The following is a 15,297-nucleotide window of genomic DNA, read 5'->3' as shown; positions in this document are numbered from 1 at the left end:
TCAGTTCTCCGGTAGTGACCAGAACGCAGCGCCCATGATGACGGCAAACGTCAAGCCGCTGTCGAAGCAGCGGACTTTTGATACGTAACCTGATTTGGTAGTGTTGAGGAACTGCGCCTCGCCGACGCTCATTTTCGAAGTAGTGACCTCGGTCCCCACCTCATCCGCGAAGGGGCCGCGGTAACGTCTCACCAACCCTAGGTAGTACGCGTCGAGGCTCGCGAGTGAAATCACGTGGACAGCCAGACCCATGGCCAAGGCCGCAGGCCAAGTCTCGACGTTGGCGGATTCTGCCGCCAACCGGTTCGTGACATCTTGGACCGTCATGAGGTGCTCAATAATCGCCTGATAGGGCAACTTCATACTCCCGGTCTCGACGGCGTCGTTGCGAATCGCTAGATTCGATCACACTAGTCTTGTCTTGCTGCTTTGGGGAGCCCCGTGCCACGTCGACCGTTGTGCTTCGTAGTGATGCCCTTCCGGGTGCGAGCCAACGAACAGATGGACGTTGATTACGACGAAGTCTACGCACGTGTCATCGCGCCAGCGGTCGACGACGCAGGCCTTCGCGCCCACCGAGCAGATGAGGAGACTCTGGGCGGGGTCTTCCACAAGACCATGTTTGAACGGCTCGCGCTGTGCGAGTACGCCGTGGCGGACTTGTCCTCCGCTAATCCGAATGTCTTCTACGAGCTAGGCGTACGACATGCGCTGCGGCCTTGGTCGACAGTGCTGATGTTCCGAGACGGGGTGCCCCTTCCGCTTGATGTGGCTGAGGCCACGGCAATACCGTACACAGCCCGCATCATGGACGACGCCGCTGAAATTGCATTGTTACGAAGCAACCTAACTCGACGCCTCGTGGACGCGCGCTTGCGCAGGACCGACAGCCCGGTTCATCAACTTGTCGCAGGCTTGCCAGTCCCAGACGTCGACCACCGAAGAGTGGATCTTATGCTCGATGCGATCGAGCGGGAGAGCGAGGTCGCTCAGACAATTGCCAGTGCGGCCAAGAGTGGAATCGAGACTTTGCGTCAGGTGCGGAGTGAGCTCGGCGCCATGTCAGAGGTCGAATCAGAAAGTGTGGTCGGCCTTCTGCTGGCGTTCCGGTCGGTCAACGGATGGCAGGAAATGATCGAGATCGTGGACTCAATGGCTCCTGAGTTGGCGGAGGTGTGGCTCGTTCAAGAACAGCAGGCACTCGCGCTGGCGCGCTTGAGTCGATTCGACGAATCAGTTGAAATCTTGAATGCCCTAATTCGTCGACGACCAAACGCTGAGTCATTCGGCTTGCTGGGTGGTACCTTCAAGCGGCATTGGAGGGCCGTGCGAGGTGTGAGTCCGCTTCGATCCGTCGGCCTTCTCAATCGTGCTGCCGATGCATACAAGCGGGGCTTCGAGATTGATCTACGAGACCCTTATCCAGGCGTGAACGCCGTCACCCTGCTTCGTCGAGCAGGGCGAACCGATGAGGCAGACGAACTCGCCCCAGTCGTTCGCTTCTGCGTCCGTCGGAGGCTGGCGTTGCCAGACCCAGAGTACTGGGACTACGCCTGCGCCATCGAGCTGGCTCTCCTGACTCGCGAGTCAGGCGTCGTGGAGCGATACTTGGCGGACCTCGTCACGGATATGTCAGAGTTGTTCCGGGCCGACACCATGCTGGAAGGCTTGGAGGACATGGAAGCGCTCATGCTCGATCCCGAGGCAAGGCGCGACCTGTCTACCGTTCGCGCCGAGGTTGAAGCACGCCGGGCAGAACTGATGGACGAGAGGTAAGGCGGGTGAGCGGCTGTGGTGCCTCGCAATCCCAGCGGTCTAATGCGATGGTGGAGTATCCATACGCCATGACCTCTCTTGCCCTCAGCCACTTTCAGACGGACCATCCTGACGCTGGCCGCAACGTCTTCGTAGCGATGCGCCTCGACCCCAGCCCTTTACGCACCCGCATCCACGATCTGATCCGCTCGTCGATCGAGAACCGCGGTCTCCACGCCATTCGCGCTGACGACCGCGACTACTCTGGTGAGCTTTGGACCAACGTCAAGCTCTGTCTGGATCACTGTTCGCTGGCCATCGCGGTGTTCGATGACGACGAACGACACGTTGACAATCTGGCTGTCGAGCTGGGCTACCTGTTCGCCCGTGACGTTCCGTGTCTCATCTTTCGAGAGTCGAGGCTCGGCCCTCCGGTAGCCATGTTGGCTCATCGATTGCACACATCCTTCGACGCCCTCGACCTCGACGGATCACTCGTGCCTGCGGTCGCTCGCTGGCTCGACACCCAGCAAAATCGTACCGTCGCATGACTGAGTCTGATGTCACGCACTTCTCGTTGAGCGTTTGGGCCCCCACTTCAGCGGGTGCCGGTGGTGTAGACGCTGGCGGGGACATGTAGGCGGTCGAGTACCTGTTGTCGCAATGGCGTGAGTTCGGGATGGTTCAGTGCAGAATGCGGCACATCGTGGATGCCGAGCAGACGTAGCGGTCCTCGCCCGAGCAGGACCGCCCAGACCTGCTCGGGTGCCTTGTCGGCGAACCGGTCGCTCTGATGGCGCCCAGATGGACATGCTCGTTCCAACCCCCCACCAGAGTCTGTGGGTCCTTGAAATGCTGAGGGCATTCGGCGTGGATGTCGCGAGCACCAGCCGAAACGCCAATCGGAGATCTCCCGGCGGTGTCGGCTTTCCCGGTATTGTCACCTACAACCACCTACTTGTGGTGAACGTCAACGCGAGGAGCCCTGAATGGCCCACAGAACCTTCTTCAGTTTTCACTACGAGCGAGATGTACAGCGAGCGTCGGTCGTGCGCAATAGTTCCAAGCTAAAGTCATCGATTTCCCCGGAGTGGATCGAGGCGTCCATCTGGGAGTCGGCGAAGACGCGCGGCGACGCTGCCGTGCGGAAGTTGATCGACGACGCACTCATCGGCACCTCCGTGACCGCCGTCCTTATAGGCTCGCAGACGGCATCTCGTCGCTGGGTGAAGTACGAGATCGACAAAAGCATTGAGCGCGGAAACGGGTTACTCGGCATCTACATTCACGGCATCAAGGACTTTGCTGGGAACACCGACTACAAGGGGACCAACCCATTGCCCGCTGGCTACCCGACCTACGACTGGGTGAACAACGACGGCTACAACAACCTGGGTACCTGGGTCGACAGTGCCTACGACGCCGCCCACTGAACTCGACTGCCCGTTCTGCAAGATCGCTGCTCGGGGGGAGGAGGACACGCGCGAGGTCTTCCGCACTGAATCGGTTGTGGCGTTCTTCCCTCCGGAGCCCGCGACGCTGGGGCACACACTGCTGATCCCGCGCACCCACGCCCGCGACATCTGGGACGTCAGTCCGGACCTGGCATCCGAACTGGGGCGCGCGACCGTGACGCTGGCTGGGGCCGTGAGGCGGGCTATGAGGCCGGACGGTCTCAACGTGATTCAGAGCAATGGGGCGGCCGCGACTCAGACGGTCATGCACCTGCATGTCCACGTCGTACCTCGGTGGAAAGGCGATGCGGTAGGTCGCATCTGGCCCCCCGAGACTCACTACTCAGAAGACGACAAGGACGACGCGTGGGAAGCTCTACGTCGAGAGTTCCGATCCTGAGATCAGCACGCGATGGCCCATACAAGCGCGGCAGCACCTACCAGTATGAGGGGGGCGTAGAAGCCAACCACCGACCAGGAGCGGAGCACGTCCCACCGGCTGCACCCTTCAGAGTAGGCATTCTTGTCCATCGAGTAGACCTCGACTCGGCCTCTCCTCGCGTCTTCGAACAGCATCCTGAATAGTCGTTCGTCGCGGAGGTAGTGGGAGTCGAGGAGTCCGAACAAGATGACGACCACGAGGCCGAGTCCCGCCAGCTCGGGGGTCGCCTTCGTCGTTGAGAAACCGAATAAGGCGATGGCCACCGTCAGGCCCCATCCCTTAGCGGCTGCAGAGGACGAGGCGATCCGGGAGATGACGGCCTGGATGAAGTCGAGGTGTTTTCGTTGGTCCTTGGTCAGCGGCCTTGGGGCAGGTGCACCGTTCGGCTCCTCTGCTTCATTCACAGCGCGATGTTCTCAGGCCACCGTCACCGTAATCAGTCGGAGAGCGGCCGAATGCTTGAAGAGTTTCGGACGAGTTAGTCCGGCTCACCCGTCACGGCCGTCAAGGTCGTCAAGAACGGCCCACCACAAGGCCGGATAGGCCCCACTCTCACGCAGGCGACTCTGCAGGTGCTCCGGCGAGTGAGTGACAAGGTCGCGAGCCTCACCACCGGGTCGGCCCGCGGCATAGGTCGGCCGATCAGGGAAGATGCTCGAGAACAGGTCGAGTTCCGCCGGGATTCCTTCCATCCCCCCGATGAAGACTGCGGCTGCGGGCTCGGTTTCTCGCAGCATCTGTTCCCTCATGCGCCGAAGGCTCCCATCCCACTCCCCTGGTTCCGGTGACTCTCCGTCAGCAGCCTCGGTCCAGATCACATTCCCGATGCCGTCGGCCTCGAATCGTCGAGTGGCGGCCGGTAGTACATCCTCGAAGAGCATCGACTGATATACGCGCACGCGCCCGCCACGATCCGCCGGAGGGAACTCCGCGGCGACGTAGAGAAGAAGGGGCGCAATTGTGGGGTGAGCGGCGGTCACGACTCCATAGCCGCGGGTAAGACACGCGCGGGCAAGAGCGACCACCGCGTTCGTGATCTCCAGCGCATCAAAAGACCCGGACCATCGCGAGGGGTCGGGAATGCTCGCTGAGATGAAGAGCATCCGGCTACCGGGGGAGGGCTGCTCCATCGGAGAGAAGTTGACTGGCACGCCTACCACCACCCGCCGATCGCGTTCTCCGGCATCAATGTGATCTCACGGCCACCCGCGACCCAGCCGAGATGCTCCCGCAGGGCCGGCCGTAGCACCCTTGCACTGTGGACGAGCAACCTTGCTGGGTTTCCCGCCTCTGCGTTTGCCGCCTCATCGAGCATCTGAAGGTCTAGCGCCGCCGGAAGCCTCGGCGTGGATCCGACGATGGTCGTCCTACCCAACTGTTGTACATGGAGCCTCCACCCGCAGAGTGGGGTGCAACTCTGTGCACCCGCCGAAAGCGCCGCCTCCTCGATGCTGCGGATGATCAGGCGACGTCGACGAGTGAGACCCAAAGCATGGGAGGCCTCGACCTGCGCGACGACTCGGTTCAACCCCGCCTCGGTCAACGAGTCGTAGCCATGTTCGTCTGGCACGATCTCGCTCGCATTAAGGTCGAGTCGCGGGAGTCCGCGGCTTCCTGGTACGGGCTCAGGCTCTCCTGGCCACTGCAGGATGAGAACGCCCATGGCGTGGCTCAACGCGTAGTCGACCTCATCGAACACCCAGTCTGAGGTGTGGGCCAAAGGTGACTCCAGCAGCAGCAGGAAGGCATGGTCTTCGAGCGCGTCGGCGATCTTCGCTTGAACGTCTCGACCGGCTCGAACGACGAACCGGTCGATGAACGGTCGAAACCCATGATGCGAGAGTGCGTCGTGAAGTTGTTCCGCAGCACCGAGGCCATCCTCACGCTTGTGACTGATGAACACCCTTCGTTGCTTCTCTTCGATGCCGAGTTCCTCAAGAAGCAGACGCACCACCCGTTGCAGGTGTTCCGGCGTCGACCACTCAACGCCGTTCGCAAAACCCAGGTACTCCGGCACCTGAGTGTGAAACTGCTTCAGATCATTAACAACGGGGATGACGACTACCCCGGACTCGAGGTACGCCACTACTGGGCCCCGGAGCGAGGTATCCGCGGCTGCGCCAGGCCCACCAAGGAACAAACCCACGGCGGGGCTCCCGTTCGGTGGCGCCGTCTCGGTAATCGCGACGGTCAGGGACCGGTGCAAGCCGAGCGCCTCCAGCTCAGCAGCTACGGCCTGACGGACTAGGTCGACGTCGTCGTCGCGGCCCGACTGGAAGACCCGAACCCCATACGTGGTGGTCATCAGCAGGTAGCGTTTGCGAGGCGAAGGGACCGACTGTTGTCGACCTTGTCTGCCTTCCCCGTGCGAGCCAAGAAGGCCTCGTCGATCGCCAAACGGAGGCAGCTGGCACTCGACGGGTAGGCTTTATAGGCGGCGTACGACTCCTTCGGATCGGCCTTGAACCAGTTGTCCCGAATCCGATCGGAGAGCCTCGCTGTGTTGTTCATCGAAGTCAGCGGCATGACCAGAAGCCCACTGCGCTTGTTCAACGAGTCGTGGCGAAGGGACGACGAAATCTCCCAGTCCACGAACTTCCGCGACCACGTGCATCTACCGACGAGGACGACTGTCACGGTCGAGTCCGTGAGGTACCTCTCACGGATCCGGCGCTTGATGTACTCGGTGTCAGCACTGTCAACGAAGTCGTCCTCCTCCGTTACCCCTACTGACCTGGGGATGAACTCGGTCCCGAAGTCGTCAAGGAACTTAGTCACCTCGTCGACGTCGGCGACGTGGTATGAGACGAAGCACTTGTGACGCGTCGAATCTGACCGCCGAAGCGACGCAGCCTCCGCAACTCGCTGAACCCGCAGCATCAGATCCCTGTTCGACATTCCGTTCAGCCTTTCCCCGGTCGGCTCCGCCGCTTGAACTGCCTTCATAATCATACGCAGGGGGTGTGACAGCTTCGGATAACTGTCCACACGGGTGTACGCGCCCGCCCTCGCTGAACAGCCGGGACTGCCCGGCGACAGCCAGCATGCCTGAAGGACGTGCCGGTAGCCGGCCGTGGTGAATGCGGGAGGACGCTGTGGCTGAGGCGCGCCCACTGACCGGCCTCCATGCATCTGTCTCTCGGACGGACCCAGCATGCGGACATACGACGAGGGCTCCGTTCGTCACCGGCGCCGCTGCACCGACTTGCCGTGAATGAGACCAGTGACGGTCAGCGGGTCAGGGTGACGAGCAGCTGCGGCCTTGAGGGCCCTGCTAGGTCGTCGAACTCTTCGGCGATGCGGTCGACGAGGGGCTGGAGAAAGAGGCGCCCGAGCTGTCGCACCATGATCGTGACGACCTGCTCGCCGACGGTCTGCCTCGTCGAGGCCAGGCCCGCGGTGCGCAGGTCGCGCACCTGCTGGGCGGTCAGCTCGGTGAGGCGGCTCACCAGGTCTTTGCGGTCACCGCCGCCGTGCAGAATCGCGCGCCGGAGGTAGTCGACGACCGCCGGGTTGTCGGCGAGCATCTCGGCGACGGCGACGTCTCGCGCGGCAACCAGGTCGGCCGCCGGGCGGTCATCGACGGGTACCGACGCGATCGCCTCGGCGAACAGGTCGACGACCTCGAGCTCGACCGCGTCACACAGCGCCTCTTTCGTGCCGTAGTGATGCACGATCAGGCCGACGGTGACGCCGGCCGAGGCGGCGATGGTGCGCAGCGACGTGGCGCCGACGCCGTGCTCGGCGAAGAGGTGGAGGGCCTCACGGCGGATGCGCGCCTTCGCGGTGAGGTCGTCGGGGCGGGCCCGGGGCCCAGCCACCCGATCTGTCATGTCGACCTCACCTTCGTCGCCTGCGACCACTTTCAGCCAAAGTATTGCACGCACGTATAAAAGACTGTACAACTGTATAGGAAGTGTTCGCAGACGAGGAGGCTCAATGACGACGCGGTCAAACGACCCGCTTGCCGGTATCACGGTGGTCTCCCTCGCGGTCAACCTGCCCGGACCCGTCGCGGCTGCGCGCCTCGCGTCGATGGGAGCAACGGTCGTCAAGGTGGAGCCACCGACGGGCGACCCCCTGCGCAGCGTGGTGCCGAGCTGGTATGACGAGCTCGCCAGCGGTCAGGAGGTCATCAGCCTCGACCTCAAAGACGCGGCCGATCGGGCGCAGTTCGAGAGCCGGCTGGCCAGCGCCGACGTGCTGCTGACCTCGATGCGCCCGTCGGCCTCCGCGAGGCTGCGACTGGCCGAGAGTGCCCTGCGGCACGGGCTCGTGCTCGTCGAGATCGTCGGCTACGTCGGCGACCGCGCCGAAGAGTCCGGCCACGACCTCACCTACCAGGCGGTGCACGGCACCGTGCTGCCGCCGACGATGCCGCTCGTTCCCCTCGTCGACCTGCTCGGCGCCGAACGCGCCGTGAGCGCCGTGCTCGCCGGCCTGCGCCAACGCGACCACAGCGAGCCGGGCAAAAGCGGCCAGCAAAGCGACCCCGCGCCGCACCTGAAGGTCGTGCTCGACGACGTGGCCCAGCACGCGGCATCCGCCGTGCGGCACGGACTCACCGGCCCGAACGACGTGCTCGGCGGGGCCTCCCCCGTCTACGGGCTTTACGCGACGACCGATGGCCACGTCGCGGTCGGCGCTGTCGAGCCGCACTTCGCCGCCCGCCTCGGCCACGTCGTGGGCACGACCCGCGACGAGCTGACCGCCCGCTTCGCGACCGACACCAGCGACCACTGGGAGGCGCTCGGCCGCAAGCACGACATCCCCATCGTGGCCGTGCGCGACCCCCGCACACTGCGGGCGAGCAGCCCCGCCGCCCCCTCGAAGCCCCAGCCCGCAGCCAGCCCGACCCACTCCTGACGCAACCCAAGAAGAGGCGCCATGCCCAGTCTCGCCGAGGTTCTCGCCCGCTCTGCCCGACGCACCCCCGACCGGGTCGCCGTGCAGTTCGGCCCCGAGACGCTGACGTACGCGGCGCTCGACCAGCGCGTCAACCGGCTCGCGCTTGAGCTCGAGGCCCGCGGTCTCGGCAAGGGCGATCGGATGCTGCTCGTCGCGGGCAACAGCGACGCCTTCGTCGTGGCCCTCTACGCCGGTCTGCGGCTCGGCGCCATCGTCGTGCCGGTCAACCCGCGGTCGGCCGCCCCCGAGATCGACTACTTCGTCACCGACTCGGGGGCGAAGCTGCTGCTCTTCGGCCCCGAACTCACCCAGAACATCCAGGCCTGGCGCGACCTGCCCGACCGTACCGGCGACCTGCCCGCCCTGGCGCTCGGCGCCGCACCAGGCTTCGACGACGTGCTCGCGAGCTCGCTGCACCAGTTGGCCGACCCGGTCGACGTGGAGGTCAGGGAGGACGACGACGCGCTCATCATCTATACCTCGGGTACGACGGGGAAACCCAAGGGCGCGCTGTTCGACCAGCACCGCGTGCTCTGGGTGGGCATCAACACCGCCTTCGGCCTCGGCCTGCGCGAGGGGGAGCGGATGCTGCACGTCGCCCCGCTCTACCACTCCGCCGCCCTCAACATGCTGCTCATCGGCGGCATGAGCTACGGCGCCACGCACGTCATCCTGCCCGCGTTCGACCCCGAGAAGGTGCTCGAGACGCTCGAGCGCGAACGCATCACCATGTTCTTCGGCGTGCCGACGATGTACACCTTTCTGCTGCGCAGCCCCTCCATCGGCACCCGCGACCTGTCGAGCCTGCGGGTCTGCATGTACGGCGCCGCCCCGATGCCGGCCACAACCGCCCAGGCCATCGTCGCCGCGCTGCCGGGCGCCACCGTCATCCAGGCCTGCGGGCTGACGGAAGGCGGCCCGGGCGGCATCCTGCTGCAGCACGACGAGGTGCTGGCCCAGCCCAGCGCGAGCGGCCGCACCGCGATCCCCAACACGGAGGTGCGCATCGTCGATCTCGACGACCACGACGTGCCGCCGGGCGGGGTCGGCGAGATGCTCCTGCGCGGCGAGACAGTGATGAAGGGCTACTGGGGCAAGCCCGAGGCGACCGAAGAGGCCACGCGCGATGGCTGGCTGCACACTGGCGACCTCGCCCTCATCGACGCCGACGGCTACATCACGATCGTCGACCGCATGAAGGACATGATCATCACCGGCGGCCGCAACGTGTACTCGGCCGAGGTCGAGAGCGCCCTGGCCGGGCACCCGGCGGTCGGCGACATCACCATCATCGGGCGCCCGTCGGACGACTACGGCGAGACGGTCGTCGCGGTCGTGACGCCACGCGACGGGGCCACCATCACGCTGGAGGAGCTGCGCGAGTTCGGCAAGCCGCTGCTCAGCCCCCACAAGCTGCCCCGTGACCTCGTGCTCGCCGAGATTCCCCGCAACCCGTCGGGCAAGATTCTCAAGCACCGCGTGCGGGCGGCCGTCGGTGGCTGAGCAAGACACCAACGACACCAACGACACTGCTGCCAGCGAAAACGACTCAGCCCCGCCGGCCGCGCCCCCCAGCACCCTGCGGGTCACCCAGGCAGACGGCATCCTCACCCTCGAGCTGGCTCGACCTGAGCGCCGCAACGCCCTCAACCCCCGCCTGCGCCAAGAGGTGTGCGCCGCCCTCGCGGCCGCCGCGACCGACGAGACGACCAGGGTCGTCGTGCTCACCGGCGCCGGTGGCCACTTCTGCGCGGGCGCCGACCTGCTCGACCTCGACGTCGACGGGCTCGGCGTCGAGATGGCGGCCCTCAGCGGCATGATCCTCGCCCTGCGAGCCCTGCCCCAGCCGGTCATCGCCAAGGTGAGCGGCCACGCGGCCGGGGCCGGCGCCAACCTCGCTCTGGCCTGCGACCTCGTCATCGCCGACGAGAGCGCCCGCTTCACCCAGATCTTCGCCCGCGTCGGGCTCTCGCCCGATCTGGGCGGCAGCTGGTTCCTCCCCCGCCTCGTCGGCGCTCAGAAGGCCCGCGAACTCGCCCTGCTCGGCGACGAGGTCGACGGGCGCACGGCCGCGCAGATCGGCCTGGTCATGCGGTGCGTGCCGGCCGACGAGCTCGACGCCGCCGTAAGCGTGCTGGCCGGGCGCCTGGCCGGCTACTCCCCCCAGGCGCAGGCCCGCACCAAGCGCCTGCTCGACGACGCGTGGACCACCACCCTCGCCGAGGCCCTCGAGCACGAGACCACCGCCCAGGTGGCCAACGCCGCGACCCCCGAGTTTCACCAAGCCCTCACCCGATTTCGCACCCGTCACCAAGGAGACCGAGCATGACCCGTGAAGCAGTCATCGTCGACGCCGTTCGCACCCCCGTCGGGCGGCGCGGCGGCCAGCTGCGCGACTGGCACCCCGTCGACCTGCTCGCCCACACCCTCGCCCACCTCGTGCAGCGCTCGGGGGTCGACGCCGAGCGCCTCGACGACGTGATCGTCGGGTGCGCCATCCAGCGCGGCGAGCAGTCGGGCAACGTCGCCCGCAACGCCCTGCTCGGCGCCGGCCTGCCGATCGGCCTGCCGGGCACAACTCTCGACCGACAGTGCGGGTCGGGCCAGCAGGCCGTGCACTTCGCCGCCCAGGCCATCAAGTCGGGCGAGTACGACTTCGCCATCGGGGCCGGCGTCGAGTCGATGAGCCGGGTCGACCTCGGCCCGCTCTTCACCCCCGGCGCTCAGCAGGGCGAGTGGTACGGCGAGCGCGTGCTGGCCCGGTTCGACGGCAACCTGCCCGCGCAGGGCCCGTCGGTCGAGCTCGTCGCGAAGAAGTGGGGCTTCACCCGGGAGCAGCTCGACGCGTTCAGCCTGCGCAGCCACCGGCTGGCCGCTGCGGCGACCGATGCCGGCCACTTCGCCTCTGCCCTCGTGCCCCTCGACGGCACCACCAAGTCGGGCGAGACCGTGGCGATGACCCGCGACGAGGGCATCCGCCCCGACGTCGACCCAGCGCGCGTGGCCGCCCTGAAGCCGGTGTTCGCTGCCGACGGCGTGATCACCGCCGCCAACGCGTCACAGGTGAGCGACGGCGCCGCGGCCCTGCTCGTGGCCGAACGCGCTGCAGCGGATGCCGCTGGCCTGCGGCCGCGTGCCCGCATCGTCTCGATGGCGGTCGCCGCCGACGACCCGGTGCTCCAGTTCACCGCGGTGCTGCCGGCCACCCAGAAGGCGCTGACGCAGGCGGGCCTCACCATCGGTGACATCGACCTCGTCGAGGTCAACGAGGCCTTCGCGCCGGTGCCGCTGATGTGGCGCGAGGAGCTCGGCTACCCCGAAGACCAGCTCAACGTGAACGGCGGCTCCATCGCCATCGGGCACCCGCTCGGCTCGACCGGCGCCCGCCTGCTCACCCAGCTGCTTAACGAGCTCGAGCGGCGCGAGGCCCGCTACGGGCTGCTGACCATCTGCGAGGGCGGCGGCATGGCCAACGCCACCATCATCGAACGAATCGTCTGAGGGGCCACCCCATGCAGATCAGCAACCGCACCTTTCTCGTGACCGGAGGCGCCTCCGGCCTCGGGGGCGCGACCGCCGTGGCCCTGCTCGAACGCGGCGCTCACGTCGTCGTCGCCGACCGCGCTGGCAGCGCGCCCGAAGGCGCCGTGTTCGTGACGACCGATGTCACCGATGCCGACGCTGTGGCCCACGCCGTCGAGGTGGCCGGCCAGCAGCCGGGCCCGCTCTCGGGAGTTATCAACTGCGCGGGTATCGCCGTCGCGCAGAAGGTGCTCGGCAAGACCGGGCCGCACGACCTCGGCGCCTTTCTCAAGGTGCTCGAGGTGAACCTGGCCGGCACCTTCAACGTCATCCGGCTCGCGTCTGACGCCCTGAAGGACGCCGAAGCCGGGGCCGACGGCGAACGCGGGGTCATCATCAACACCGCCTCGGCCGCGGCCTTCGACGGCCAGATCGGGCAGGCCGCCTACGCCGCCTCCAAAGGCGGCATCGTCGCGATGACGCTCCCGATCGCGCGCGAGCTCGCACGCTACGGCATCCGGGTCGCGACGATCGCCCCGGGCCTGTTCCTCACCCCGATGATGGGCGAGCTGCCCGAGGCGGCCCGTGAGTCGTTGGGCCAGCAGGTGCCGTTCCCCCCACGCCTCGGTGACCCGAGCGAGTACGCCGCCCTGGCGGTTCACATCATCGAGAACCAGATGATCAACGGCGAGGTCATCCGCCTCGACGGTGCCCTGCGCATGGCCGCACGCTGAAAGGGACTGATATGACTACGAACTCGACCAAGGCGCCGATCGTCACCGGCTACCCCTCGACCATGGGTGACGACGTGCAGCTCAACACGACCACCCTCATTCGGCACGCAGCTCGCACCTATCCCGAGCGCGAGATCGTCTACCGGCTGCCCGACGGTGGCTGGGACCGCTACACCTACGGCGCCGCCTACGAGCGAATCATCCGCGGCGCCAACGCCCTTCGCGGCATCGGGGTCGAGCCGGGGGCCCGGGTCGGCATCCTCGACTGGAACAGCCGCCGCCACTTCGAGCTCTACTGGGCCATTCCCGGGCTCGCCGCCGTCATGGTGCAACTCAACCTGCGGCTGGGGTCCGACGACCTGTGTTTCGTCATCGACGACAGCGGCACCTCGGTCATCTGCGTCGATGAGAGCTTGCTGCCCCTCGCGGAGGCCGTCGCGCCCCGGCTGCCGGGCGTGCAGGCGTGGGTCATCATGAGCGACAAGCCGCTCTCAGAGATCACGACCACCCTGCCGAACGTGCACCACTACGAAGACCTCGTCACCGCGGCCAGCGCCCACATCACCTGGCCCGAGGTCGACGAACGCTCGGCCTACTCCGCCTGTTACACGACGGGCACGACCGGCCGGCCCAAGGGCGTCTACTACAGCCACCGCGCCATCGTGCTGCACTCGTACGCCATCGCGACGAACGTCGGCATGGTGCTCGACGACTGCACGATGCTCATCACCCCGATGTTCCACGGCCAGGCCTGGGGGCTGCCGCAGGCGGCGACCCTGATGGCCAACAAGATCGTGCTGCCCGGCCGCTACGTCGTGGAAGACACGAAGCCGCTCACCGACGCGATCATCGCCGAGGGCGTCACCGTCACCAACGGCGCCCCGGTGATCTTCCTGCCGATGCTGCACTACATCGAGACGCTCGAGAACAAGCCCGACCTGAGCCGGCTGCGCATGATGTCGGGCGCGACCGAGCCCCCACTGACGATGATGCGCGGGTTCCACGACCTGACCGGCGCCGAGGTCGTGCACGCCTACGGGGCCACCGAGACCACCCCGCTGGTGACGATGAACCGCTTCAAGCCCAGCGTGCGCGAACGGCTGAGCGATGACGAGCTCTTCGAACTCAAACGCAAGCAGGGCCTGCCGGTCTCGGGCGTCGACATCCGGCTCATCGACGGCCTGGGCAACGACGTGGCGCACGACGGGGTGACCCAGGGTGAGATCTGCGTGCGCGGCCCGTGGGTGACGACCAGCTACCACCACATGCCTGAGGACGACCTCGCCGGCCGGTTCCACGACGGCTACTGGCGCAGCGGCGACGTCGGAACCATCGACGCCGACGGCTACCTCAAGGTCACCGACCGGCTCAAGGACGTCATCAAGAGCGGCGGCGAGTGGATCTCGTCGATCGACATGGAGAACCTGCTGCTGAGCCACCCCGACATCGCGGAGGGCGCCGTCGTGGGCCTGGCCCACCCGAAGTGGCAGGAGCGGCCCTTCGTGCTGGTCGTGCCGAAGCCGGGCCGGGAGGTCACGCTGGAGGCCGTGCGCACCCACCTGTCGAGCGCCTTCGCCGTGTGGCAGCTGCCCGACGCCATCGAGATCGTCACCGAGATCCCCCGCACCAGCGTCGGCAAGTTCGACAAGCGCCGCATCCGCGCCGCGCACGCCGACATCTACGGCGGGGAGTCGAGCAGTGAGTGAAGCCCTCGTCACCGTCGAGCGCCACGGCGCCGCAGCAGTGCTCACCCTCGACCGGCCGGCCGCCCTCAACGCGCTCAGCCGCGACCTCGTCACGCAGCTCGCCGACCGGCTCGAGGAGGCAGCCGCCGACGCCTCCGTGCGTGTGGTCGTGCTGACCGGGTCGGCCAAGGCGTTCTGTGCCGGGGCCGACATCGCCGAGATAGAGCGCATGGTCGGCGCCTCGCCGCTCGACCGGATGCCGTTCGACCGGCTCTTCGACACCGTGGCCACCCTGCCGGTGCCGACCATCGCCGCCGTGCGCGGCCTGGCCTTCGGCGGCGGCTGCGAGCTCGTGCTCGCCTGCGACACCGCCGTGGCCGGCCGATCAGCCCGCTTCGCCGTGCCCGAGGTGAAGCTCGGGGTGATTCCCGGCGCCGGCGGCACCCAGCGGCTCGTGCACGCCATCGGCAAGGCCAAGGCGATGCGGATGCTGCTCACCGGGGCGCCCGTCGACGCGCAGTGGGCCTACGAGGCGGGCCTGGTCGCCGACCTCGTCGACGACGACGCCGTGCTGCCCCGGGCCCTGGAGATCGCCGCCCAGATCACACCCAACGCCCCCCGCGCCGTGGCGTACGCCGCTGACGCCGCCCGGCACGCACCCGAGACGACGCTGGCCCAGGGCCTGGCCCACGAGCGCCGCAACTTTCTCTTGGCGCTCGCCACCGACGATGCCCGCGAGGGCGTCGCCGCCTTCACCGACCGCCGCGAACCGACCTTCACCGGCAGATAGGACCACC

General features: G+C 66.8%; 17 protein-coding genes. 11 read left to right on the top strand and 6 right to left on the bottom strand.

Annotated features, from left to right (window positions below; all coding sequences use genetic code 11):
- Window positions 1-363 carry a hypothetical protein gene (locus BA895_RS22660; protein ID WP_070194150.1) on the bottom strand — a complete coding sequence of 121 codons (363 nt, stop codon included), beginning with the start codon at window positions 361-363 and terminating at the stop codon, window positions 1-3.
- 120 nt (window positions 364-483) lie between these two features.
- On the opposite strand from BA895_RS22660, the gene BA895_RS22655 reads away from it, so the two are divergent.
- The 4 genes from BA895_RS22655 to BA895_RS25020 all read left to right on the top strand — a co-directional run bounded on the left by BA895_RS22655 (window position 484) and on the right by BA895_RS25020 (window position 3,609).
- A complete protein-coding gene (locus BA895_RS22655; protein ID WP_175442424.1) occupies window positions 484-1,776 on the top strand; it encodes a TRAFs-binding domain-containing protein in 1,293 nt (430 codons plus the stop codon).
- 68 nt (window positions 1,777-1,844) lie between these two features.
- Entirely contained in the window at window positions 1,845-2,306 is a 462-nt protein-coding gene (locus BA895_RS22650; RefSeq protein WP_070194149.1) for a hypothetical protein, read from the top strand.
- Window positions 2,307-2,744: 438 nt separating this feature from the next.
- Window positions 2,745-3,188 (top strand): TIR domain-containing protein, encoded by a 444-nt coding sequence (locus BA895_RS22645; protein WP_070194148.1) that lies wholly within the window; start codon window positions 2,745-2,747, stop codon window positions 3,186-3,188.
- Window positions 3,166-3,609, top strand: coding sequence for an HIT family protein (locus BA895_RS25020; RefSeq protein ID WP_070194147.1), 444 nt, complete (start codon window positions 3,166-3,168; stop codon window positions 3,607-3,609). The genes BA895_RS22645 and BA895_RS25020 overlap by 23 nt, the downstream gene beginning before the upstream one ends.
- A 2-nt stretch (window positions 3,610-3,611) precedes the next feature.
- On the opposite strand, the gene BA895_RS22635 is transcribed toward BA895_RS25020, so the two are convergent.
- From BA895_RS22635 to BA895_RS22615, 5 genes are all read right to left on the bottom strand, one after another.
- Window positions 3,612-4,055 (bottom strand): hypothetical protein, encoded by a 444-nt coding sequence (locus tag BA895_RS22635; RefSeq protein WP_070194146.1) that lies wholly within the window; start codon window positions 4,053-4,055, stop codon window positions 3,612-3,614.
- Window positions 4,056-4,139: 84 nt separating this feature from the next.
- The gene (locus tag BA895_RS22630) at window positions 4,140-4,754 is read right to left on the bottom strand and encodes a hypothetical protein (RefSeq protein WP_139142845.1); all 615 of its coding nucleotides are present in this window, start codon (window positions 4,752-4,754) and stop codon (window positions 4,140-4,142) included.
- Window positions 4,755-4,804: 50 nt separating this feature from the next.
- The gene (locus tag BA895_RS22625; protein WP_070194144.1) at window positions 4,805-5,956 is read right to left on the bottom strand and encodes a toll/interleukin-1 receptor domain-containing protein; all 1,152 of its coding nucleotides are present in this window, start codon (window positions 5,954-5,956) and stop codon (window positions 4,805-4,807) included.
- Complete coding sequence (locus BA895_RS22620) at window positions 5,956-6,603, bottom strand: TIR domain-containing protein (RefSeq protein WP_175442423.1); 648 nt, start codon at window positions 6,601-6,603, stop codon at window positions 5,956-5,958. The genes BA895_RS22625 and BA895_RS22620 overlap by 1 nt, the downstream gene beginning before the upstream one ends.
- A gap of 278 nt (window positions 6,604-6,881) precedes the next feature.
- The gene (locus BA895_RS22615; protein ID WP_070194208.1) at window positions 6,882-7,484 is read right to left on the bottom strand and encodes a TetR/AcrR family transcriptional regulator; all 603 of its coding nucleotides are present in this window, start codon (window positions 7,482-7,484) and stop codon (window positions 6,882-6,884) included.
- Between the two features lie 106 nt (window positions 7,485-7,590).
- On the opposite strand from BA895_RS22615, the gene BA895_RS22610 reads away from it, so the two are divergent.
- Genes BA895_RS22610 through BA895_RS22580 form a run of 7 tightly spaced genes read left to right on the top strand, consistent with a single transcriptional unit; the run spans window position 7,591 to window position 15,290 of the window.
- Window positions 7,591-8,517: a CoA transferase gene (locus BA895_RS22610; protein ID WP_070194143.1), complete on the top strand. Its 927-nt coding sequence runs from the start codon at window positions 7,591-7,593 to the stop codon at window positions 8,515-8,517.
- A 21-nt stretch (window positions 8,518-8,538) separates the two neighbouring features.
- Window positions 8,539-10,062, top strand: coding sequence for a class I adenylate-forming enzyme family protein (locus tag BA895_RS22605; RefSeq protein ID WP_070194142.1), 1,524 nt, complete (start codon window positions 8,539-8,541; stop codon window positions 10,060-10,062).
- Window positions 10,055-10,888 (top strand): enoyl-CoA hydratase/isomerase family protein, encoded by an 834-nt coding sequence (locus tag BA895_RS22600; protein ID WP_175442422.1) that lies wholly within the window; start codon window positions 10,055-10,057, stop codon window positions 10,886-10,888. Before BA895_RS22605 ends, BA895_RS22600 begins: the two co-directional genes overlap by 8 nt.
- The gene (locus BA895_RS22595; protein WP_070194141.1) at window positions 10,885-12,060 is read left to right on the top strand and encodes a thiolase family protein; all 1,176 of its coding nucleotides are present in this window, start codon (window positions 10,885-10,887) and stop codon (window positions 12,058-12,060) included. Before BA895_RS22600 ends, BA895_RS22595 begins: the two co-directional genes overlap by 4 nt.
- Before the next feature lie 11 nt (window positions 12,061-12,071).
- Window positions 12,072-12,815: an SDR family NAD(P)-dependent oxidoreductase gene (locus tag BA895_RS22590; RefSeq protein ID WP_070194140.1), complete on the top strand. Its 744-nt coding sequence runs from the start codon at window positions 12,072-12,074 to the stop codon at window positions 12,813-12,815.
- Window positions 12,816-12,826: 11 nt separating this feature from the next.
- The gene (locus tag BA895_RS22585; RefSeq protein WP_070194139.1) at window positions 12,827-14,521 is read left to right on the top strand and encodes a long-chain-fatty-acid--CoA ligase; all 1,695 of its coding nucleotides are present in this window, start codon (window positions 12,827-12,829) and stop codon (window positions 14,519-14,521) included.
- Window positions 14,514-15,290 (top strand): enoyl-CoA hydratase/isomerase family protein, encoded by a 777-nt coding sequence (locus BA895_RS22580; protein WP_070194138.1) that lies wholly within the window; start codon window positions 14,514-14,516, stop codon window positions 15,288-15,290. Before BA895_RS22585 ends, BA895_RS22580 begins: the two co-directional genes overlap by 8 nt.
- Window positions 15,291-15,297 lie beyond the last annotated feature (7 nt).

The organism is Humibacillus sp. DSM 29435 (assembly GCF_001758225.1).
Lineage (GTDB): Bacteria > Actinomycetota > Actinomycetes > Actinomycetales > Dermatophilaceae > DSM-29435.
The sequence above is the reverse complement of the archived record's forward strand: the minus strand, read 5'-3'. Positions and strand labels throughout refer to the sequence as shown.

What these genes read in the sequence shown, in the direction of transcription:
- BA895_RS22620 (WP_175442423.1), bottom strand. Translation starts at nt 6,603, where the DNA reads ATGATTATGAAGGCAGTTCAAGCGGCGGAGCCGACCGGGGAAAGGCTG.
- BA895_RS22660 (WP_070194150.1), bottom strand. Translation starts at nt 363, where the DNA reads ATGAAGTTGCCCTATCAGGCGATTATTGAGCACCTCATGACGGTCCAA.
- BA895_RS22605 (WP_070194142.1), top strand. Translation starts at nt 8,539, where the DNA reads ATGCCCAGTCTCGCCGAGGTTCTCGCCCGCTCTGCCCGACGCACCCCC.
- BA895_RS22645 (WP_070194148.1), top strand. Translation starts at nt 2,745, where the DNA reads ATGGCCCACAGAACCTTCTTCAGTTTTCACTACGAGCGAGATGTACAG.
- BA895_RS22615 (WP_070194208.1), bottom strand. Translation starts at nt 7,484, where the DNA reads ATGACAGATCGGGTGGCTGGGCCCCGGGCCCGCCCCGACGACCTCACC.
- BA895_RS22625 (WP_070194144.1), bottom strand. Translation starts at nt 5,956, where the DNA reads ATGACCACCACGTATGGGGTTCGGGTCTTCCAGTCGGGCCGCGACGAC.
- BA895_RS22590 (WP_070194140.1), top strand. Translation starts at nt 12,072, where the DNA reads ATGCAGATCAGCAACCGCACCTTTCTCGTGACCGGAGGCGCCTCCGGC.
- BA895_RS22595 (WP_070194141.1), top strand. Translation starts at nt 10,885, where the DNA reads ATGACCCGTGAAGCAGTCATCGTCGACGCCGTTCGCACCCCCGTCGGG.
- BA895_RS22650 (WP_070194149.1), top strand. Translation starts at nt 1,845, where the DNA reads ATGACCTCTCTTGCCCTCAGCCACTTTCAGACGGACCATCCTGACGCT.
- BA895_RS22610 (WP_070194143.1), top strand. Translation starts at nt 7,591, where the DNA reads ATGACGACGCGGTCAAACGACCCGCTTGCCGGTATCACGGTGGTCTCC.
- BA895_RS22630 (WP_139142845.1), bottom strand. Translation starts at nt 4,754, where the DNA reads ATGCTCTTCATCTCAGCGAGCATTCCCGACCCCTCGCGATGGTCCGGG.
- BA895_RS22585 (WP_070194139.1), top strand. Translation starts at nt 12,827, where the DNA reads ATGACTACGAACTCGACCAAGGCGCCGATCGTCACCGGCTACCCCTCG.